Annotated in this window: 18 protein-coding genes, 1 tRNA gene and 1 other annotated feature; all 19 genes read left to right on the top strand. The window is 42.1% G+C overall.

Features of this window, described 5'->3' with window-relative positions; translation table 11 throughout:
• Nucleotides 1-85: 85 nt before the first annotated feature.
• Entirely contained in the window at nt 86-1,162 is a 1,077-nt protein-coding gene (locus tag DCC82_RS14080; RefSeq protein ID WP_015864707.1) for a GerMN domain-containing protein, read from the top strand.
• 125 nt (nt 1,163-1,287) lie between these two features.
• Entirely contained in the window at nt 1,288-2,055 is a 768-nt protein-coding gene (gene rph / locus DCC82_RS14075) for a ribonuclease PH (RefSeq protein ID WP_015864706.1), read from the top strand.
• Nucleotides 2,055-2,660 carry an XTP/dITP diphosphatase gene (locus DCC82_RS14070; RefSeq protein ID WP_081188846.1) on the top strand — a complete coding sequence of 202 codons (606 nt, stop codon included), beginning with the start codon at nt 2,055-2,057 and terminating at the stop codon, nt 2,658-2,660. Before rph ends, DCC82_RS14070 begins: the two co-directional genes overlap by 1 nt.
• 6 nt (nt 2,661-2,666) lie before the next feature.
• Complete coding sequence (locus tag DCC82_RS14065) at nt 2,667-3,176, top strand: metallophosphoesterase family protein (RefSeq protein WP_062677866.1); 510 nt, start codon at nt 2,667-2,669, stop codon at nt 3,174-3,176.
• A gap of 474 nt (nt 3,177-3,650) precedes the next feature.
• Nucleotides 3,651-3,724: transfer RNA gene (locus tag DCC82_RS14060), tRNA-Arg, on the top strand.
• 260 nt (nt 3,725-3,984) lie between these two features.
• Nucleotides 3,985-4,884, top strand: coding sequence for a branched-chain-amino-acid transaminase (gene ilvE, locus DCC82_RS14055; protein WP_015864703.1), 900 nt, complete (start codon nt 3,985-3,987; stop codon nt 4,882-4,884).
• Between the two features lie 23 nt (nt 4,885-4,907).
• Nucleotides 4,908-5,177, top strand: a binding site (T-box leader).
• Between the two features lie 74 nt (nt 5,178-5,251).
• The gene (gene ilvB, locus DCC82_RS14045; protein ID WP_062753107.1) at nt 5,252-6,985 is read left to right on the top strand and encodes an acetolactate synthase large subunit; all 1,734 of its coding nucleotides are present in this window, start codon (nt 5,252-5,254) and stop codon (nt 6,983-6,985) included.
• Nucleotides 6,964-7,482 (top strand): acetolactate synthase small subunit, encoded by a 519-nt coding sequence (ilvN, locus tag DCC82_RS14040; RefSeq protein ID WP_187252137.1) that lies wholly within the window; start codon nt 6,964-6,966, stop codon nt 7,480-7,482. The genes ilvB and ilvN overlap by 22 nt, the downstream gene beginning before the upstream one ends.
• A 28-nt stretch (nt 7,483-7,510) precedes the next feature.
• Complete coding sequence (gene ilvC, locus DCC82_RS14035) at nt 7,511-8,536, top strand: ketol-acid reductoisomerase (RefSeq protein ID WP_015864700.1); 1,026 nt, start codon at nt 7,511-7,513, stop codon at nt 8,534-8,536.
• Complete coding sequence (locus DCC82_RS14030; RefSeq protein WP_015864699.1) at nt 8,523-10,070, top strand: 2-isopropylmalate synthase; 1,548 nt, start codon at nt 8,523-8,525, stop codon at nt 10,068-10,070. The genes ilvC and DCC82_RS14030 overlap by 14 nt, the downstream gene beginning before the upstream one ends.
• Nucleotides 10,071-10,090: 20 nt before the next feature.
• Nucleotides 10,091-11,206 (top strand): 3-isopropylmalate dehydrogenase, encoded by a 1,116-nt coding sequence (gene leuB, locus DCC82_RS14025; RefSeq protein WP_097354827.1) that lies wholly within the window; start codon nt 10,091-10,093, stop codon nt 11,204-11,206.
• A gap of 19 nt (nt 11,207-11,225) precedes the next feature.
• A complete protein-coding gene (gene leuC / locus DCC82_RS14020; protein WP_097354826.1) occupies nt 11,226-12,641 on the top strand; it encodes a 3-isopropylmalate dehydratase large subunit in 1,416 nt (471 codons plus the stop codon).
• Between the two features lie 12 nt (nt 12,642-12,653).
• Nucleotides 12,654-13,247, top strand: coding sequence for a 3-isopropylmalate dehydratase small subunit (gene leuD / locus DCC82_RS14015; RefSeq protein ID WP_015864696.1), 594 nt, complete (start codon nt 12,654-12,656; stop codon nt 13,245-13,247).
• Between the two features lie 125 nt (nt 13,248-13,372).
• Nucleotides 13,373-14,353, top strand: coding sequence for a tetratricopeptide repeat protein (locus DCC82_RS14010; protein ID WP_171698990.1), 981 nt, complete (start codon nt 13,373-13,375; stop codon nt 14,351-14,353).
• Nucleotides 14,354-14,532: 179 nt separating this feature from the next.
• Nucleotides 14,533-15,819, top strand: a complete 1,287-nt coding sequence (gene tig, locus DCC82_RS14005; protein WP_015864694.1) for a trigger factor — start codon at nt 14,533-14,535, stop codon at nt 15,817-15,819.
• 224 nt (nt 15,820-16,043) lie between these two features.
• Nucleotides 16,044-17,309, top strand: a complete 1,266-nt coding sequence (gene clpX, locus DCC82_RS14000; RefSeq protein WP_015864693.1) for an ATP-dependent protease ATP-binding subunit ClpX — start codon at nt 16,044-16,046, stop codon at nt 17,307-17,309.
• Nucleotides 17,310-17,420: 111 nt separating this feature from the next.
• Entirely contained in the window at nt 17,421-19,091 is a 1,671-nt protein-coding gene (gene lonB, locus DCC82_RS13995; protein ID WP_062677876.1) for an ATP-dependent protease LonB, read from the top strand.
• Nucleotides 19,092-19,250: 159 nt separating this feature from the next.
• The gene (lon, locus tag DCC82_RS13990; RefSeq protein WP_097354824.1) at nt 19,251-21,587 is read left to right on the top strand and encodes an endopeptidase La; all 2,337 of its coding nucleotides are present in this window, start codon (nt 19,251-19,253) and stop codon (nt 21,585-21,587) included.
• Nucleotides 21,584-22,165 (top strand): ribosome biogenesis GTP-binding protein YihA/YsxC, encoded by a 582-nt coding sequence (gene yihA / locus DCC82_RS13985; protein ID WP_097354823.1) that lies wholly within the window; start codon nt 21,584-21,586, stop codon nt 22,163-22,165. Before lon ends, yihA begins: the two co-directional genes overlap by 4 nt.
• The last annotated feature ends 33 nt before the right edge of the window (nt 22,166-22,198 follow it).

The raw sequence follows: 22,198 nt of genomic DNA, 5'->3' as shown, positions 1-22,198 counted from the left end.
AAGCTAAAGGATTTTTTTATTCTATTTTCAAAAAAGGCTCGTATACATAGATAGTAGTACAAACTATGAGTAGGAGGGAAAATTCATGTTTCATCGAGGAACGTGGAAACTAGCTGCATCCGTTGTTACATCGCTGTTATTACTTAGTGGTTGTGGGTTATTTGGAAAGGATGAAGCTGTTAAAGAAATTGACCCGCCACAGGATGTGAGCTATTTAAAAGATGGGCAATCATTACAAGAAACAACTGGAAAACAAGGGGGAGAAAAAGACGAGAAAAAAGCAACCGAAACAGTAAAACGCGAGCTTTACTTAATTGATAAAAATGGATTTGTCGTGCCGCAGACCGTAGAACTGCCGAAGACAGATGCTGTGGCAAAGCAAGTGCTCGAATATTTGGTGGAAGATGGCCCTGTTTCGGAATTGTTGCCAAACGGGTTTCGCGCTGTATTGCCAGCAGATACAAGGGTATTAGGAGTGAAGCTGGAGAAAGATGGCACCATTATTGCTGATTTCTCACCAGAATTTGCAAATTATAAACCAGAAGATGAAAAGAGAATTTTGCAAGCCATTACATGGACGCTGACACAGTTTGATAATGTGAAAAGAGTAAAAATTCGCATTAACGGTTATGATCAAGATGTCATGCCAGTCAATAAAACACCTATTCAAGACGGTGTCAGCCGCGCTGATGGAATTAATATTGATGCCAAAGGTGTTGCGGATATTACAAATACTCACCCAGTTACCGTTTATTTTGTCGCTCAACAAGGAAACGATACGTACTACGTTCCAGTAACGCGCCGCGTGTCTAATAAAGAAAAAGATGATATTGTCGCTGCGGTTAACGAATTAATTAAAGGACCAAGCTATGGCAGCGGTCTTGTAAGTGAGTTTCAGCCAGATACTCAGTTAGTTGGAAAACCAAAATATGAAGATGGAAAAGTGACATTAAACTTTAACGAAGCCATTTACGGCAGCAATAAGAAAAATGTCATTTCGGATCATGTATTAAATTCGCTTGTTCTCTCACTAACGGAGCAAAAGGGAATCGAGAGTGTCTCTATTATGGTAAATGGAAAAGCAAATCTTGTTAGAGAAGATGGAAAACCGTTATCCGAACCAGTGGCAAGACCAGAAAAAGTGAATACAGAAAGCTTTTAAGCGATTATTTTCGAAAATGACAATGCAACAACAGAGTAGCTAGCAGTTTGATGCGATATTATGATATAAAAAAGAGGTAGACGGTGTGCTACCTCTTTCTGTTTATGTAAAGGAGGATTTTTATTATGAGGATAGATGGCAGAGAAAACAAACAGCTGCGTCCTGTACATATGGAGAAACATTTTATTAAACATGCAGAAGGGTCGGTATTCATTACAGTTGGTGATACGAAAGTGATTTGCACAGCAAGCATCGATGACAAAGTGCCGCCGTTTATGCGTGGCGGCGGAAAAGGATGGATTACTGCGGAATATGCGATGCTGCCGAGAGCGACAGAACAGCGAAATGTGAGGGAATCTAGCAAAGGAAAATTATCAGGGCGAACAATGGAAATCCAACGTCTTATCGGAAGAGCGCTTCGTTCTGTCGTTAATTTGGACAAGTTAGGCGAGAAGACAGTATGGATTGATTGTGATGTGATTCAAGCGGACGGAGGAACGCGGACAGCGTCGATTACAGGAGCGTATGTAGCGATGGTGTTAGCATTCGCGAAATTGATGGAAGAAAAGAAACTCGATGAACTTCCTGTGAATGATTTTCTAGCTGCTACATCTGTTGGGATCGATCCAGAACACGGAATTATTCTTGATTTAAACTATGCGGAAGACGCGCGGGCAGAAGTCGATATGAACATTGTGATGACAGGAGCTGGCCGCTTTGTGGAAATTCAAGGAACAGGAGAAGAAGCGACATTTTCGCGAGAACAATTAAATGAATTGCTAGATACAGCAGAAGTAGGGATTCGACAGCTTATCGACATTCAACGGAAAACGTTAGGAGAACTTGCAATGCAAATTGATATAAAGAGAAGCGAGGAAAGTGGGGATACATGATGAAACAAGTCATTATCGCGACGAAAAACATCGGAAAGGCGCGAGAGTTTCAAGAACTCCTTGAAAAAAAAGGAATAGAAGTAAAATCGCTTCTAGATTTTCCGAATTGCCCAGATGTTGAGGAAACGGGAAGCACGTTTGCTGAAAACGCGGTATTAAAAGCGGAAGCGATGGCCCATTATTTTCATGCGATCGTGATCGCCGACGACTCCGGCCTATCGATTGACGCTTTAGATGGAAGACCAGGTGTATATTCCGCCCGATACGCTGGAGAAGAAAAGAACGATCAAAAAAACATTGCCAAAGTATTGGAAGAGTTGAAAGGAATTCCTTTTGAAAAGCGAACGGCGCGTTTCCATTGCGCGCTTGCTGTCGCGGCTCCAGGGCGCCGCACAACCGTCGTTGAGGGAACGTGTGAAGGATACATTACAGAAGTGCCAAAGGGTGAAAACGGATTTGGGTATGATCCAATTTTTTACGTTCCGCAAAAAGGAAAAACGATGGCGGAATTATCCAAAGAAGAGAAAAATCAAATCAGCCATCGAGCAAAAGCGTTAGCGAAATTAGAAAAGCAGTGGGATGAAATCATTAACGATAAGGAGTAAAGAAACATGAAAGTGTTAATTGTTAGTGATAGCCATGGATTAACGAATGAACTAGAAGAAATCGTGGCGCGTCATCATCATGAAGCAAATGCGCTGATTCATTGCGGAGATTCTGAATTGCCTTTTGATCAAAAAGAAATTGCCCGTTTTTTGGTAGTGCGCGGAAATTGTGATTTCACCACGCAATTTCCTAATGAACGAACCGAAGAAATTGAAGGGGTTCGCTTTTTCATTACTCACGGTCACCTCTATAATGTGAAAACGTCGCTAATGAATCTTTACTATCGTGCGAAAGAAGTAGAGGCAAAAGTGGTATGTTTTGGTCATTCTCATATCGCTGGTGCTGAGATGATCGACGGTATTTTATTTATTAATCCGGGAAGCATTTTGTTGCCGAGAGCGCGGAAAGAAAAAACATACGCATTATTGCAAATAGAAGACGGAAAAGCAACGGTTCAATTTTACGAACTCGATGGAAAAGAAGTGGCATCACTTACGAAAACATTTACCCTATGAGCGAGATTTTTCTCGCTCTTTTTTATCTTGACTTTATCGAAAAGCTTTTCTATAATATAGACTGTCTTTGGAAAACGAGCAACACTTCCATGAATCGACTGCGAGTTGTCTCGACGCACTAAGCTTCCTTGAATCAGCTGGTAGAGGAAGAGACAGGATATCAAGGATGAAAATGTGAAATTAATATAGTGTGAAATACATGTCTCAGTAGCTCAGCGACGAGCCACACTTCCATGAAACAGCTGCGAGTTGTCTCGACGCACTAGGCTTCCTTGAATCAGCTGGTAGAGGAAGAGACAACGAAAATAAAATATAACGTGAATATTACCATGTCCCAGTAGCTCAGCGACGAGCCATACTTCCATGAAACAGCTGCGAGTTGTCTCGACGCACTAAGCTTCCTTGAATCAGCTGGTAGAGGAAGAGACAGGATATCAAGGATGAAAATATGAAATTGAATAGTGTGAAATACATGTCCCAGTAGCTCAGCTGGATAGAGCAGCGGCCTTCTAAGCCGTCGGTCGGGAGTTCGAATCTCTCCTGGGACGCTAAAACCTCCTTTTCCACAACGGAAAAGGAGGTTTTTTATTGGACAACGAAAAAATTTTTTTAACATGAAAATTCATTGATTCTATCAATATGTAAGCGGATACAAATAGTTTAATCAATCTAAATATTCAAAAAATAGTATTGACTCTCTTTTGTTTTAGGATTATTATAATTTTCAAATAAATCAAACGCATGAACAATAACAGCAATGATCAATACAAACGAGAGACTGTACTTACCAGGGAAGAGGGGAACAAAATTGAGTGAACAATGGATTTTTTTAAACGGTGAATTTGTGACAAAAGAAAATGCGAAAATCTCGGTATACGATCATGGTTTTTTATACGGCGATGGCGTATTTGAAGGGATTCGTGTCTATAGCGGCAACGTGTTTCGATTAAAAGAGCATATAGATCGTCTCTACAATTCAGCAAAATCGATTTTATTAACGATTCCTTATACAAAAGAAGAGATGACAAATTATGTTATTGAAACGATACGAAAAAATCAATATCAAGATGCATATATTCGTCTTGTTGTTTCACGCGGAGTCGGCGATTTAGGGCTTGATCCGTATAAGTGCAAAAAGCCGCAAGTTGTTATTATTGTTGAGCCGTTAGCGCTTTTTCCAAAACATTTATATGAAACTGGAATTGAAGTGGTAACGGTTGCCACTCGAAGAAATCGTTCTGATGTCCTTAGCCCAAAAGTAAAGTCACTCAACTATTTAAATAACGTTCTTGTCAAAATTGAGGCACATCTCGCTAACGTAAGCGAGGCGTTGATTTTAAATGATCAAGGATATGTAGCCGAAGGATCGGGAGATAACGTCTTTATTATTAAAGACGAGGTAATATATACACCGCCTGGATATGTAGGAGCGCTGGAAGGAATTACGCGTCAAGCTATTATCGAAATTGCTCAAGAACTTGGGTATGTCGTAAAAGAAGAGCCGTTTACGCGCCACGATGTTTATGTTGCCGATGAAGTTTTTTTAACTGGAACAGCTGCTGAAGTGATTGCAGTGGTGAAGGTGGATGGACGCGTGATCGGTGAAGGCGTGCCAGGAAAGCATACAAAACGGCTGCTTGAAGAGTTTAGACGCCGTGTTGTTTCTGAAGGAGTAAAAGTATATCAAACCAACGCAAGTGTTAGATAATGCACAATGAAAGTTTTATATATGTGAAAGCGTTGACGAGGATAAGTAGTCAGCGGGGACAGCATCCACAGAGAGCCGGGGGAGCTGGGAACCGGTGATGCTGCCGCTTGACGAACTCACCTCTGAGCGCCAGCCTGAACGTCATATGGCTAGTAGGGTTGGACGGGTGGAGAACAATTGCTTCACTCGTTACTAAAAAGAGCGGTTGGCTGATTTGCCAATCGCTCATGAGGTGGTCGTAATGGCCACGAAGAAGGGTGGTACCGCGAAAAGTGAACCTTTTCGCCCCTTTGACCGAACCAAAGTAGGTCATTGTGGGTGAAAAGGTTTTTTTCATAGCGATGAAAAATGCGAGGGAGGATGGATGATGGCAAGGATGAAAGTAGAGGAAAAAACGTCCGAAAAAACGAAAATGAGCGGAGCGCTAATGTTAATTGAGGCGTTAAAGGCGGAAAAGGTAGAAGTTATTTTTGGATATCCGGGTGGAGCGGTGTTGCCGCTTTACGACAAGTTATATCAATCAGGAGTGTTTCACGTATTAACGCGGCATGAGCAAGGGGCCATTCATGCCGCAGAAGGATATGCGCGTATTTCTGGAAAGCCGGGCGTTGTGATCGCAACATCAGGGCCTGGAGCGACAAACATTGTGACAGGTTTAACAGATGCAATGATGGATTCGCTGCCGATCGTCGTATTTACAGGTCAAGTTGCAACGAGCGTCATCGGTTCAGATGCGTTTCAAGAAGCGGATGTTCTCGGAATTACGATGCCAATTACGAAACATAATTATCAAGTTCGTGATATAAGCGAGCTTCCGAAAATTATTAAAGAAGCGTTTCATATTGCCACAACAGGAAGACCTGGTCCTGTATTAATCGATATCCCAAAAGACATTACCATAGCGGAAGGAGAATTTGATTACGAACAAGAGGTTCATTTGCCAGGGTATCAACCGACCACTCACCCAAACCATTTGCAAATTCGCCGCCTTGTAGAAGCGGTTAGCCAATCGAAAAGACCTGTCATTTTAGCGGGAGCAGGCGTATTACATGCGAACGCTTCAAATGAACTACGGCAATATGCTGAACAACAAAATATTCCAGTTGTTCATACGTTATTAGGCTTAGGCGGATTTCCAGCCGATCACCCATTATTTTTAGGAATGGCTGGCATGCACGGTACGTATACAGCAAACATGGCGCTATATGAATGTGATTTACTCATTAATATTGGGGCAAGATTCGATGATCGTGTTACGGGAAATTTAAAATACTTTGCACCAAAGGCAACGGTGGCACACATTGACATTGATCCGGCGGAAATCGGCAAAAATGTGCCTACGAAAATTCCGATTGTCAGCGATGCGAAAGCGGCCTTGCAAGAATTAATTCATCAGCAAGGAAAGCCAGCGGACACAAGCGCATGGCTTGCCCAGTTAAACGAATGGAAACGGCAATTTCCTCTTTATTACGAAGACGATGAACAAACGATTAAGCCGCAAAAGCTGGTGGAAATGATTTATGAATTAACGAACGGAGAAGCCATTATTACTACCGACGTTGGCCAGCATCAAATGTGGGCGGCGCAATATTACAAGTTTAATAGACCGCATCGCTGGGTTACTTCCGGCGGGCTTGGAACGATGGGATTCGGCCTCCCGGCGGCGATCGGAGCGCAGCTTGCGGATAGAAATGCTGCGGTCGTTTCCATTGTTGGTGATGGTGGCTTCCAAATGACATTCCAAGAGTTGTCTGTCATCCAAGAGCTTCAATTGCCGATTAAAGTGGTTATTGTGAATAACCAAGCGCTTGGTATGGTTCGTCAATGGCAGGAACTTTTCTACGAAAAACGATATTCCCATTCTCTCATTCCAAATCAGCCGGATTTTGTAAAACTAGCAGAAGCATACAATATTCCAGGCTTCCAGGCAAAAACGGAGGCGGAAGCGATGGAGGTACTAAAGAAAGCATTTGCGATCGACGGTCCGGTTTTACTTGATTTCCATGTAAAAGCGGATGAAAACGTCTATCCAATGGTTGCACCTGGAAAAGGATTACATGAAATGGTGGGGGTGAAACCGTGCGGCGAATTATCACAATGACAGTCAATAACCGTCCAGGCGTTCTCAACCGAATTACCGGGTTATTTACGAAACGGCATTATAACATTGAAAGCATCACGGTAGGACATACAGAAGTAGAAGGAGTTTCCCGAATGACATTTGTCGTCAATGTTGAAGATGAGCGGACGGCAGAGCAAATTATTAAACAGTTAAACAAGCAGATTGATGTGCTGAAAGTAAATGATATTACCGACCAAGCGATTGTTGCGCGGGAACTGGCGCTCGTGAAAGTATCCGTGACACCGGCGCTCCGCCAAGAGATCTATACGCTTATTGAGCCATTCCGCGCTTCGATTGTCGATGTAAGCAAAGATAGTCTTGTTATTCAAGTAACAGGCGAATCCGAAAAAGTAGAAGCGCTCATTGAGTTATTGCGGCCTTACGGAATTAAAGAAGTGGCGAGAACAGGCACAACAGCGTTTACACGCGGCTTGCAAAAAACAGCCGCTACACATAAAACTGCTTTCATTATCTAAAAGACTATGAGAAAAGGAGAGATGGATAATGGCAAAAGTTTACTATAACGGAGATGCAAATGAAAAATACTTACAATCAAAAACGGTGGCAATTATCGGTTACGGTTCACAAGGCCATGCACATGCACAAAACCTTCGCGACAGCGGCGTGAACGTTATTGTTGGGCTTCGTAAAGGAAAATCATGGGAACAAGCGGAAAAAGACGGTTTTGCCGTATATAGTGTTCGCGAAGCAACCAAACAAGCGGATATCGTCATGGTTCTTCTTCCAGATGAAAAACAACCAAATGTATATAAAGAAGAAATCGAACCAGAGCTTCAGCCAGGAAACGCATTAGTATTTGCCCATGGGTTTAATATCCACTTTAATCAGATTGTTCCTCCTGAACATGTCGATGTATTTTTAGTTGCACCGAAAGGTCCGGGGCATTTAGTGCGCCGCACGTATACAGAAGGAGCTGGCGTTCCTGCATTAATTGCAGTGTATCAAGATGTAACAGGGGAAGCAAAACAAACAGCGCTCGCGTATGCAAAAGCGATCGGTGCGACAAGAGCGGGAGTGCTGGAAACGACATTTAAAGAAGAAACAGAAACAGACTTATTCGGCGAACAAGCTGTATTATGCGGAGGATTAACATCACTGATTAAAGCAGGATTTGAAACGCTTGTCGAAGCAGGGTATCAGCCGGAAGTAGCCTATTTCGAATGTTTGCATGAAATGAAGCTGATCGTTGATCTTCTGTATGAAGGCGGTCTTTCTTGGATGCGTCATTCGATTTCCGATACGGCGCAATGGGGAGATTTCATTTCTGGACCGCGCATTATCAATGACGCGGTGAAAGCAGAGATGAAAAAGGTTCTTCATGATATTCAAACAGGAAAATTTGCAAAAGGCTGGATTTTGGAAAACCAAGCAAACCGTCCGGAGTTTAATGCGATCAACCGCCGTGAAAATGAACACCTCATTGAGATTGTCGGCCGCGAATTGCGCAGCATGATGCCATTTGTGAAAGAAAAACAGAAAGAAGTGGTGGTCTCCAGTGCGAAAAATTAATATTTTTGATACGACGTTGCGCGACGGTGAACAGTCTGCTGGAATCAATTTGAATTTACAAGAAAAACTTGAAATTGCCCGCCAGCTTGAACGGCTCGGTGTAGATATTATTGAAGCAGGCTTTCCTGCCTCATCGAAAGGAGATTTCCAAGCGGTAAAACAAATTGCCGAAACGATCAAAACATGCTCTGTTACCGGGCTTGCTCGCTCGGTACAGAGCGATATTGACGCCGCATGGGAGGCGTTAAAAGGAGGAGCAGAGCCTCGTCTCCATTTATTCATCGCCACATCTCCGATCCATATGAAGTATAAATTGCAAATGACGCCGGAACAAGTCATTGAAACAGCGGTAGAGTCGGTCAAATATGCGAAACGCTATTTTCCAATTGTCCAATGGTCAGCGGAAGACGCCTGCCGCAGCGAGCTTCCATTTTTGGCCAAGATTATTACAGAAGTGATTAAAGCGGGGGCGACGGTCATTAATATCCCAGATACAGTAGGGTATATTACCCCGAAAGAGTACGGGAATATTTTCACATTTTTAAGCAACAATGTTCCGAATATTGAAAAAGTTTCTCTTTCTGCCCATTGCCATGACGATTTAGGAATGGCGGTTGCAAATTCACTGGCAGCAATTGAGCATGGCGCAACACAAATCGAAGGGACGATTAACGGAATCGGCGAACGCGCGGGAAATGCGGCATTGGAAGAAATTGCTGTCGCGCTTTACATTCGCAAAGATTATTATCAGGCAGAAACACGCCTTAACCTTCAAGAAATTAAGCGAACGAGCAATTTAGTAAGCAAATTGACAGGTGTGGTTATTCCGCCAAACAAAGCGGTCATTGGCAAAAATGCCTTCGCTCATGAGTCAGGAATCCATCAAGATGGTGTATTAAAAGAAAAAACAACGTATGAAATTATTTCACCAGAACTTGTTGGTGTTCAATCAAACTCCATGGTGCTTGGAAAACATTCGGGACGGCATGCGCTGCGCAATCGTGTTGAAGAGCTTGGATACACATTATCAGATGAAGAAGTTAATAAATTATTTGTTCGATTTAAAGAGTTGGCAGATAAGAAAAAAGACATTACCGATGATGATTTAGTCGCGCTTATTTTTGAAGAAAAATTTGATCACTTTAAAGATTTTTATCAGTTATCCTCGCTTCAAGTTCAGTATGGCACAAACCAAATTCCGACCGCTGTTGTCGTCTTAAAAGACGGACAAGGAAATGAGATTCAAGAAGCGGCAACGGGAGCGGGAAGCGTCGAAGCATTGTATAACACGTTAGAGCGTTGCTTTAAGACATCTGTTACTCTTCTTGATTACCGTATTGAATCCGTGAGCGGTGGTCGTGACGCGCTTGCGCAAGTTTTCGTGAAAGTGCGTGTCAATGATATAGAAACTAGCGGTCGCGGTACGGCGCAGGACGTGCTGGAAGCATCCGCAAAAGCGTATATTAATGCAGTCAACCGCGTGTTTATGATTGAAACGATGCGTGCTGAGAATCAAAAAGTAGCGATGCAATAAAATCAATGGAGGGAAACAGCATGGGAAGTTATCGGATTGCCGTATTGCCGGGTGATGGAATCGGAAAAGAAGTGACGAGGGGAGCTGTTGAAATTCTAAAAACAATCGAAACCCGTTTTGGACATCAGTTTGAGTTCGAATTCGGGCTTATTGGTGGAGCGGCGATTGACCAAAAAGGTACGCCGCTCCCAGATGAAACGCTTGCCATCTGTCATGAAAGTGATGCGATATTGCTTGGGGCAGTCGGTGGTCCGAAATGGGATCGAAACCCTGCACATTTGCGTCCGGAAAAAGGGTTATTGCAAATTCGTAAAGAGATGAATTTGTTTGCCAATTTACGGCCAGTAAAGTTTTACGACAGTTTAATGGATTCGTCACCGCTGAAGAAGGAAGTGATTCAAGGTGTCGATTTGTTAATCGTTCGTGAATTAACAGGAGGACTATATTTTGGGAAACCGAGCGGACGAATGGTAGAAAACGGAGAAGAAAAAGCAGTAGATACGCTTCTATATAAAAAAGAAGAAATTAAGCGGATTGTGAAAGCAGCGTTTGAACTTGCGCGTAAACGGAAGAAAAAAGTGACATCTGTTGATAAGGCGAATGTGCTCGAATCAAGCAGAATGTGGCGGGAAATTGCTGAAGAAGTGGCGCAAGAGTTTCCTGATGTAACGCTTGAGCATATGCTTGTCGATAATGCGGCAATGCAGCTAATTCGCTCTCCGCAACAATTTGATGTCATTGTTACGGAAAACATGTTTGGCGACATTTTAAGTGATGAAGCTTCGATGTTGACCGGTTCGCTCGGGATGTTGCCATCCGCAAGTTTATCGACATCAGGGCCAAGTTTGTATGAGCCAATTCACGGTTCTGCGCCTGATATTGCGGGTCAAAATAAAGCAAATCCGATTGCAACGATTTTATCAGCGGCAATGATGCTTCGATTATCCTTTGGGCTTTCGGAAGAGGCAGATGCAATTGAAAAAGCGGTTCAGCAAGTATTGGCAGCTGGATTGCGAACAGTAGATATTGCACAAAAAGGACAACGAGTCGTTTCCACTGATGAAATGGTAAACGAAATTAAAGCGACGATTTTAGATAATGAAGCAATTTTCCATATTATGACTGTTTACTCATGAAAAATGAGAGGTGAAAGCAGTGAAACCGAAAACGATTATTGAAAAGATTTGGGAAAATCATGTCGTATATCGCGAAGATGGAAAACCAGATTTGCTCTATATCGACTTACATTTAGTGCACGAAGTCACCTCTCCGCAAGCGTTTGAAGGATTGCGGCAAAAGGGGCGGAAAGTGCGCCGCCCTGATTTAACATTTGCGACGATGGATCATAACGTTCCAACAGTGAACCGTTTTGTGATTGAGGATGAAGTAGCAAGAAATCAAATTGCAGCGTTGGAACGAAACTGTCGGGAATTTTCGATTCCGCTAGCTGATTTGCATAGTGAAGAACAAGGGATTGTCCACGTGATCGGTCCAGAGCTTGGTTTAACGCAACCAGGAAAAACGATTGTTTGTGGAGACAGCCATACGTCGACACATGGAGCGTTTGGGGCGCTCGCATTTGGGATTGGAACGAGCGAAGTGGAACATGTGCTTGCGACACAAACGTTATGGCAGCATAAACCAAAAACGCTGCAAATTCGCATTAACGGAAAATTAGGGGAAGGAGTTACCGCCAAAGACGTCATTTTGGCCATTATCGGCCGCTACGGGGTTGATGTTGGAACAGGATATATTATCGAATTTACTGGAGAAGTCATTCGTAACATGTCGATGGAAGAGAGAATGACGATTTGCAACATGTCGATTGAAGCAGGCGCACGTGCTGGTTTAGTAAGTCCAGATGAAACAACGTTTGCTTATTTGCGAGGGCGCAAATATGCGCCGAAGGGAGAAGAGTTTGAAAAAGCGGTAGAACGCTGGCGGGCTCTTGCGACAGATGAAGGCGCAGAATACGACAAAACGATTGAAATAGATGCGTCGACCATTGCACCAATGGTGACATGGGGGACGAACCCATCGATGAGCACATCGATCGAAGGAACAGTGCCGTATCCAGAGGATTTTTCAAGCGAAACGGAACAAAAGGCAGTACAACGCGCTTTGGAATATATGGGATTAGAACCTGGCACTCCGATTACAGAAATTCCAGTGCAGCACGTTTTCATCGGTTCCTGTACGAACTCTCGTATTAGCGACTTGCGTGAAGCCGCGAAAATTGTCAAAGGAAAGAAAGTGGCAAAAGGCGTGCGTGCGCTTGTTGTCCCTGGATCGCAACAAGTGAAAAAACAAGCGGAAGAAGAAGGCTTAGCACAAATTTTTATCGATGCGGGATTCGAATGGCGTGATTCCGGCTGCAGCGCATGTTTAGGGATGAATCCAGACATTATACCGGAAGGAGAACACTGTGCTTCCACATCGAATCGAAATTTTGAGGGACGACAAGGAAAAGGAGCGAGAACGCACTTAGTTAGTCCAGCGATGGCTGCCGCTGCCGCAATTTATGGTCATTTTGTCGATGTTCGAAAATTGCAGAAAGAACCGGTTCATTAAGGAGGAAAACGCATGAAGCCATTTACTGTTCATAAAGGGAAAGTAGCGGGCATTGACCGCGCCAACATCGATACAGACCAAATTATTCCAAAACAGTTTTTAAAGAGAATCGAGCGTACGGGGTTTGGGAAGTTTCTGTTTTACGACTGGCGCTATATCGATGGAGAAAAACCAAATCCGGATTTTGAATTAAATCGACCTGAAAATGAAGGGGCAACCATTCTTGTCGCTAACGAAAATTTTGGCTGTGGATCATCGCGCGAACATGCCCCATGGGCCCTGCAAGATTACGGATTTCAAGCGATTATTGCCCCATCATTTGCAGATATTTTTTATAACAACTGCCTAAAAAATGGATTATTGCCAATTCGTTTAGCTAAGCAAGATGTCGAATATTTATTGAGAGAAAGCACGAAAGCAGATTATGAATTAACAATTTCTCTAGAAGATCAACGAGTGTATGATGATAGCGGATTTGAGCGGACGTTCGACATTGATCCATACCGAAAACAACTGCTTTTAAAAGGTTGGGATGAAATCGATTTAACGTTCGTTTATGAACCGTATATTGCAGAGTATGAAAAAAAACATTGCCCAATGTCGTAAGTGGAAAAAAAGCCGTTTCCGCCTCAAAATGCTGGAACGGCTTTTTCTTTTTTCTGCTTATTTTGCTTGTATTTTGGAGGAAAAATTGTTACACTTGTGTAAAAATTTTATTGGGGCGGGCGAACATGGAGCGAAAAAATAAAAATATTATTTTGTTTCCTCGTGTCAAGGAACGCCTTGTTGAAGAGGGAATGGAAGCACTGCAGGCAAAGCGGTACGATGAAGCGCTTCATTTTTTCCATGAAGCAGAACAGCTTGGTGAGAATAGTTTCCATGTAGCACTTAGCATTGCCGTTTGTCACTGCGAATTAGGTGATTTTCTTGAGGCTGAACGCCGTTTACGCATGTTGCTTCAAGAACATAGAGACGATATCGAACTTTTGCAAATGTATGTATCTATTTTGATGCAAATGCAACGATATGAGCAAGCAGAAATGGTGATACGTGATGCGTTGCACCGCCGCCATCTTTCTCCTTCGATGCGGGAGCACCTGTTGCGTCTGCTTCATTTCAATCAAAAAATGTGCAAAACTGCTTTGCCGCTTGCTGAACAAGATAGCATTCAGCAGCTGTTTGAGTCGGACGATATTACCGAGCATATGAAAGTGATCAAGCAGTTAGAAAATGAAGATATTGCTCCTGTTCTTTCCATTTTAAAACAATATTTAATGAACGAATCAAAAAACCCAATAACCAAAACAATGATTTTACGTTTGCTTACATTAAAAAATGTAACCGATGTTGTCACAATCGAAAAGTTTGGAGAAAGAATGGAAGTAATACCGGCAAATCTAAACGAACAGGCACAAACGGCGTTTGCATTACACGTGTTACGGCAGTTAGAGAATACGTTAGCAAGCGAAAATCCAAGCTTATATGAAGTAGCTGTAGATATTTGGCTTCGTTATACGTACATTCTTTACCCGTTTTCTCCAAAACCGGCTACATGTGAAGATTGGATTGCAGCGCTTCATTTCATTGCCTGTCAATTTCAAGGAATACCAGCGGCTTTAGAGAAAATTGCCCGCATGTATCATGTTCATGCCGAAAACATGGATTTTCTTTGCAAAAAGCTTTATGAAGTAGAGAAATTTTCCTATTTTTAATCATCTTATTCGTATTGAAACATCATTGTTGTATGTTATAATATAATGGTTGTATTGCGTATATGTTTTATACTTTTTATTACATATATGAGAATAATAAAAAGATAATGAAAAATGGAATCGTTTCATTATCTTCATCCTTAAATTATAATGAATGATTTTTAAGTGGAGGGAATATTATGTCAGTAAAATGGGAAAAGCTTGAAGGTAATGAAGGCGTTCTTACTGTTGAAGTGGACGCGGAAAAAGTAAATGAAGGATTGGATGCGGCGTTTAAAAAGGTAGTGAAAAACATTGCTATTCCAGGATTCCGCAAAGGAAAAGTACCGCGCGTCATTTTTGAAAAACGCTTTGGAGTAGAAGCGTTATATCAAGATGCACTTGATATTTTATTGCCAGAAGCTTATGCAAAAGCAGTAGAAGAAGCAGGAATCGAACCAGTAGATGTTCCAAAAATCGATATTGAACAAATGGAAAAAGGAAAAAGCCTTATTTTTACAGCAAAAGTTACCGTAAAACCAGAAGTAAAACTTGGGCAATATAAAGGATTAGAAGTGGAAAAAATGGATGATACTGTCACAGATGAAGATGTGGAAAACGAATTAAAACGTCTTCAAGAAAACTACGCGGAGCTTGTTGTAAAAGAAGACGGCAAAGTTGAAAACGGCGATACAGCAGTGATCGATTTCGAAGGTTTTGTTGACGGCGAGCCATTTGAAGGCGGAAAAGCGGAAAATTACTCGCTTGAAATCGGTTCAGGCACATTCATTCCAGGATTTGAAGATCAATTGATCGGCATGCAAGCAGGAGAAGAAAAAGAAATTGAAGTGACATTCCCTGAAGAATACCATGCAAAAGAATTAGCGGGCAAACCTGCGACATTCAAAGTAAAAGTACATGAAATAAAAGAAAAACGCCTTCCAGCATTAGACGATGAATTCGCAAAAGATGTAGACGATGAAGTGGAAACATTAGAACAATTAAAAGACAAAATCCGCAAAAGACTTGAAGAAATGAAAAAGAATGAAGCGGAAGCAGCACTTCGTGACGCGGTTGTTGAAAAAGCGGCAGAAAACGCGGAAATTGATATTCCAGAAGTAATGGTGAAAAACGAAACAGACCGCATGTTGCGTGAATTTGATCAACGTTTGCAAATGCAGGGACTTAATCTTGAGCTTTATTATCAATTCTCGGGCCAAGATGAAGCAGCATTGCGTGAACAAATGAAAGAAGATGCGGAAAAACGCGTTCGTGTTGCCTTAACAATAGAAGCGATTGCAAAGGCAGAAAATATTGAAGTAACAGAAGAAGAAATAAATGAAGAACTAGAAAAAATGGCGAAAGCATATAATTTAGAAGTGGAAAAACTAAAAGAGCTATTAGGAAATCTTGATGGTGTAAAAGAAGATTTGAAATGGCGGAAAACGATCGATTTCCTTGTAGAAAATAGCAAAGTTGCGGCATAATATATAAAGAGCAAGGCGCGAATGTTCGTGCCTTGTTCTTTCATACAAAAAATGAAGCGTGATAAAAAATTTTCTAATTTTTCTAACACATTACAATTTTTTTATTAGCTTTTCGGAGATCATTTATGATAAAATGACCAATACATACGTTTTGTCGTTGAAGTTTTGCGAGGAAAATAAAATACATATGAAGTTGTGCGATTTCGTGGCAAGGGGTGAAGTTGATGTTTAAATTTAATGATGAAAAAGGACAGTTAAAGTGTTCGTTTTGCGGAAAAACGCAAGACCAAGTCCGCAAGCTTGTTGCTGGTCCCGGTGTATACATATGTGATGAATGCATCGAGCTATGCACGGAGATCGTGGAAGAAGAGTTAGGAAACGAAGAGGAATTTGAATTTAAAGATATTCCAAAACCAAAAGAAATTCGGGAAATTTTAGATGAATATGTCATCGGCCAAGATGAAGCGAAAAAATCGTTAGCGGTTGCGGTTTATAATCATTATAAGCGGATTAATTCTGGCAGTAAAATCGATGATGTAGAATTATCGAAAAGCAATATTTTAATGATTGGACCGACGGGAAGCGGAAAAACGCTGCTGGCGCAAACATTAGCCCGCATTTTAAACGTGCCGTTTGCGATTGCGGATGCAACATCGCTTACGGAAGCTGGATACGTCGGTGAAGATGTAGAAAACATTTTGCTCAAGCTTATTCAGGCAGCCGACTATGATGTGGAACGGGCTGAAAAAGGAATTATTTATATCGATGAAATCGATAAAATCGCCCGCAAATCGGAAAACCCATCCATTACGCGCGATGTATCTGGTGAAGGAGTGCAACAGGCGTTATTAAAAATTTTAGAAGGAACGATTGCCAGCGTTCCGCCTCAAGGTGGCCGCAAGCATCCACATCAAGAATTTATCCAAATTGACACAACGAACATTTTATTTATTTGTGGCGGTGCGTTTGATGGGCTCGAACCGATTATTAAGCGCCGCTTAGGAAAAAAAGTAATCGGGTTCGGCGCCGATATTCAGCAGTCGGATGTAGATGAAAAGAATTTATTGTCAAAAGTGCTTCCGGAAGATTTATTAAAGTTTGGACTTATCCCAGAGTTTGTCGGTCGTCTTCCGGTCATTACGACTTTGGAGCCGCTTGATGAGCAAGCACTTGTCGATATATTAACAAAGCCGAAAAATGCGATTGTAAAACAATATCAAAAAATGCTTGAACTTGATGGGGTGGAGCTTGAATTTGAAGAAGAAGCGCTGCGGGAAATTGCGAAAAAAGCAATTGAACGAAAAACCGGAGCGCGCGGTCTTCGCTCGATTATTGAAGGAATTATGCTCGATGTCATGTTCGAGCTGCCATCTCGTGAAGATGTGCAAAAATGTATTATTACCGTAGAGACGGTTCGTGGCAATAAACCGCCAAAACTGATTCGCCACGACGGAACCGTGATAGAACAAGAGAGAAAAACATCAGCGTAATGTTTGTAAAACTGCCTTAGTCATAAGGCGGTTTCTTTTTTGTTTATTCCTGCCTTTTCACGGAGATACTATCATACTACATACTATTTGAAGGCAGGAGGATTTCAGAGAATGAATTGGGCAAATGCAGTACTATTGATACAACTATTTTTCGGGATTATTATTGGTCTTTATTTTTGGAATTTGCTTAAAAACCAACGGATCCAAAAAGTTTCGATCGATAAGGAATCCCGAAAAGAAATGGAACAGCTTCAGAAATTGCGATCCATTTCGTTAACCGAACCACTTGCGGAAAAAGTAAGACCGAAAAGTTTTGAAGATATTGTCGGTCAAGAAGACGGAATTAAAGCATTAAAAGCGGCGTTATGCGGTCCGAACCCTCAGCATGTCATTATTTACGGACCACCAGGCGTTGGGAAAACAGCGGCGGCTCGTCTAGTTTTAGAAGAGGCGAAAAAAAATCCGCTTTCTCCTTTTAAAAAGAATGCGGTATTTGTTGAATTAGACGCAACGACAGCACGGTTTGATGAACGTGGAATCGCCGATCCGTTAATTGGGTCTGTGCACGATCCAATTTATCAAGGGGCTGGAGCGATGGGACAAGCAGGCATTCCGCAGCCAAAGCAAGGCGCGGTAACGACTGCACATGGTGGAGTTTTATTTATTGATGAAATTGGAGAGCTTCATCCGATTCAAATGAATAAATTACTGAAAGTGCTCGAAGACCGTAAAGTGTTTTTTGAAAGTGCTTATTATAGCAAGGAAAACCCGCAAATTCCGAGTCATATCCATGACATTTTCCAAAATGGGCTTCCTGCAGATTTTCGCCTTGTTGGAGCGACAACGAGAACGCCAAACGAAATTCCTCCGGCTATTCGCTCGCGTTGTTTAGAAGTGTTTTTTCGTGAACTCGATCAGGATGAAATTGCGCTCATCGCAAAAAAAGCAGCGGAAAAAATACGTTTAAAAGTATCGGAAAGCGGAATTCGTATTCTTGCGTCTTATGCGAGAAACGGGCGGGAAGCAGTAAATATCATGCAAATTGCTGCGGGAATTGCTATTTCTGAAAAACGTGAAACGATTTTAGATAAAGACATTGAATGGGTCATCCACTCAAGTCAATTGTCGCCGCGATATGAAAAGAAAATCTCTCATGCATCGATGGTTGGTCTTGTGAATGGATTAGCTGTATACGGTCCGAACACCGGAGCGCTTTTGGAAATTGAAGTAACTGCTTTGCCAACAAAAGAAAAAGGAACCATTAATATTACTGGCATCGTTGAAGAAGAAAGTATTGGAAGCCGGGAAAAATCTATTCGCCGCAAAAGTATGGCAAGAGGTTCCATTGAAAATGTCATTACTGTATTGCGTGCAATGGGAGTTCCCGCTGATCGTTATGATATTCATATTAATTTCCCAGGAGGCATTCCAATCGATGGTCCGTCCGCAGGAATTGCGATAGCAACCGGAATTTATTCAGCGATTTATCAAATACCGGTTGATGGTACGGTAGCGATGACAGGAGAAATTAGTATTCACGGTTATGTCAAACCAGTGGGTGGAATTTTTCCAAAAGTAAAAGCGGCGAAACAGGCTGGGGCGAAAAAAGTGATCGTTCCGTTGGAAAACATGCAATCCCTTTTACGAGAGATCGATGGGATCGAGATTATTCCTGTCCAACGTTTAGAGGAAGTGTTTCCAGTTGTATTTGGAAAAGATTTTGCGCAACACGATAGCGCTATTCCAGCCGCTGCCGATCGCTCCGAAAAAAAATCAGTGTAGTAGCAAGCGATACGACTTCGACGAAAAAAGGATGTCGAAGTCGGTTTTTCTTTATATTATAATTCATAAGCAAGATATAAAAAACGTTTCCTTTGTCTGTATCATGTGATTTTACAAATTGTGCTACGGTGCTATACAATAGACGAATAGAAGTGAGATATGGAGGTGTTCGTGGTGAAGAAAAAAGAGCTTGTCGTTCCTCTTTTGCCACTAAGGGGGCTGCTTGTGTTTCCAACGATGGTCTTACATTTAGATGTGGGGCGGGAGAAATCGGTAAAAGCGCTTGAAACAGCAATGGTGGAAGATCACATCATTTTGTTGACATCGCAAAAAGATGTTTCCGTTGATGAACCTGATATGGATGATTTATATCAAATGGGGACACTTGCGCGCGTAAAACAGTTGCTTAAACTTCCGAACGGAACGTTTCGCGTGCTGGTGGAAGGAATCGCGCGTGCAATCATTACAGAGACAGTAAGTGAAGAACCGTATTTTATGGTAAAAGTAGAAAAGTTTGTAGATCGCACAACGAAAGATTTAGAGGACGAAGCGTTGAAACGGACGATGCTCGAATACTTTGAACAATACATAAATTTATCAAAAAGATTGTCAGCCGATATTTATGCTTCCATTGCAGATATCGATGAGCCGGGTCGAATGGCGGATATTATCGCTTCCCATTTGCCGCTTAAACTAGAGGAAAAACAGCGCATTCTCGAAACGATCGATGTGAAAGAACGCATCCATAAAATTATTCAAATCCTGCATAATGAAAAAGAAGTGCTGCAGCTCGAGAAAAAGATTAGCATGCGCGTCAAGCAATCGATGGAGCGCACGCAAAAAGAATACTACTTGCGTGAACAAATGAAGGCAATTCAAAAAGAACTTGGTGAAAAGGAAGGAAAAGCAGGAGAAGTCGAAACATTAAAAGAAAAAATCGAGGCAGCCGGCATGCCAAGTCATGTGAAAGAAACGGCGCTCAAAGAGCTTGACCGCTATGAAAAAATACCAGCGACCTCAGCGGAAAGCGCGGTGATTCGCAACTATTTAGACTGGCTCATTGCGCTACCTTGGTCAACGCAAACAGAAGATATTCATGATATCAAACGGGCGGAAGCGATATTAAATGAAGATCATTACGGTCTAGAAAAAGTAAAAGAACGGGTGCTGGAATTTTTATCTGTACAACAATTAACGAAATCATTAAAAGGACCGATTCTTTGTTTAGCAGGACCTCCTGGAGTCGGGAAAACATCGCTTGCTCGTTCAATTGCCAAGTCGCTAAACCGCCGATTTGTTCGTATTTCGTTAGGTGGTGTTCGCGATGAATCAGAAATTCGCGGCCACCGTCGCACATATGTCGGCGCAATGCCTGGACGAATTATCCAAGGGATGAAAAAAGCAGGAACGATTAATCCGGTATTTTTATTAGATGAAATTGATAAAATGTCGAGTGATTTTCGCGGCGATCCGTCTGCGGCGCTTCTTGAAGTGTTGGATCCGGAACAAAACCATACGTTCAGCGACCATTATATTGAAGAACCGTATGATTTATCGAAAGTGATGTTTATTGCGACAGCAAATAACTTAGCAACGATTCCACAGCCGCTTTTGGATCGTATGGAAGTGATTACAATCCCAGGCTATACGGAAGTAGAAAAATTGCAAATCGCTAAACGTCATTTGCTTCCAAAACAATTAAAAGAGCATGGATTAAAAAAATCATCGTTGCAAGTACGTGATGACGCGATGATGAGTATTATTCGCTATTATACACGAGAAGCAGGTGTGCGCGAATTGGAGCGGCAGATCGCTGCGATTTGCCGAAAAGCAGCACGTCTCATTGTTTCTGAGGAGAAAAAACGCGTCATCATTACAGAGAAAAATATAGAAGAATTTTTAGGAAAAAGAAAATACCGTTACGGCCAAGCGGAATTGGAAGATCAAGTCGGCGTGGCGACAGGCCTTGCCTACACAGCGTTTGGCGGTGATACGCTATCCATTGAAGTATCGCTTGCACCGGGAAAAGGGAAGCTTGTGTTAACAGGAAAATTAGGCGATGTCATGAAAGAATCCGCACAAGCAGCATTTAGTTACGTGCGTTCTCGGGCTGAACAGCTTGGGATTGACTCTGAATTTCATGAAAAATACGATATTCATATTCACGTACCAGAAGGCGCCGTGCCAAAAGACGGACCATCTGCTGGGATCACGATTGCGACTGCGCTCATTTCCGCGCTAACAGGCCGGCCGGTAAACCGATTTGTTGGCATGACGGGAGAAATTACATTGCGCGGCCGCGTGCTTCCAATTGGCGGATTAAAAGAAAAAACGTTAAGCGCCCATCGCGCCGGTTTGAAAAAAGTAATTTTACCAAAGGACAATGAAAAAGATTTAGAAGATATTCCAGATGTGGTAAAAAATGATTTACAATTTGTGCTCGTTTCCCATTTAGATGAAGTACTACAACATGCATTGGCAGGGGATCAACAATGAACGTGACAAAAGCAGAAATCGCCGTCAGTGCGGTGAAACCGGAACAATATCCAGATGGTGCGCTGCCGGAATTTGCACTCGCCGGTCGTTCCAATGTTGGCAAATCTTCCTTTATTAATAAAATGATTAATCGAAAAAATTTAGCGCGCACTTCATCGAAACCAGGAAAAACGCAAACATTAAATTTTTACCTTATTAATGAATCGCTTTATTTTGTTGATGTGCCGGGATATGGATTTGCGAGGGTCTCAAAGAAAGAGCGGGAAGCATGGGGAAAAATGATGGAAACGTATTTTACGACAAGAGAACAGCTGCGCGCAGTTGTTCTGATCGTCGACTTGCGGCATCCGCCGACGAAAGATGATGTCATGATGTATGAGTTTTTAAAACATTATCAAATCCCGACGATTATCATTGCGACGAAAGCAGATAAAGTTCCGAAGGGAAAATGGCAAAAGCATTTAAAAGTTGTCCGTGAAACGTTGAACATCATAGAGGATGATAAACTTATTCTTTTTTCGGCAGAAACAGGACAAGGAAAAGAAGAAGCATGGGCAGCTTTAGAACGATTCCTATAATCGAAAAAACACCAGCATGAAACGAGGCTGGTG

The sequence above is a fragment of the Geobacillus sp. LYN3 genome, from assembly GCF_003064505.1.
Classification (GTDB): domain Bacteria; phylum Bacillota; class Bacilli; order Bacillales; family Anoxybacillaceae; genus Parageobacillus_B; species Parageobacillus_B toebii.
Note: the sequence above shows the minus strand (reverse complement) of the source record. Positions and strands in the feature narration are given on the sequence as shown.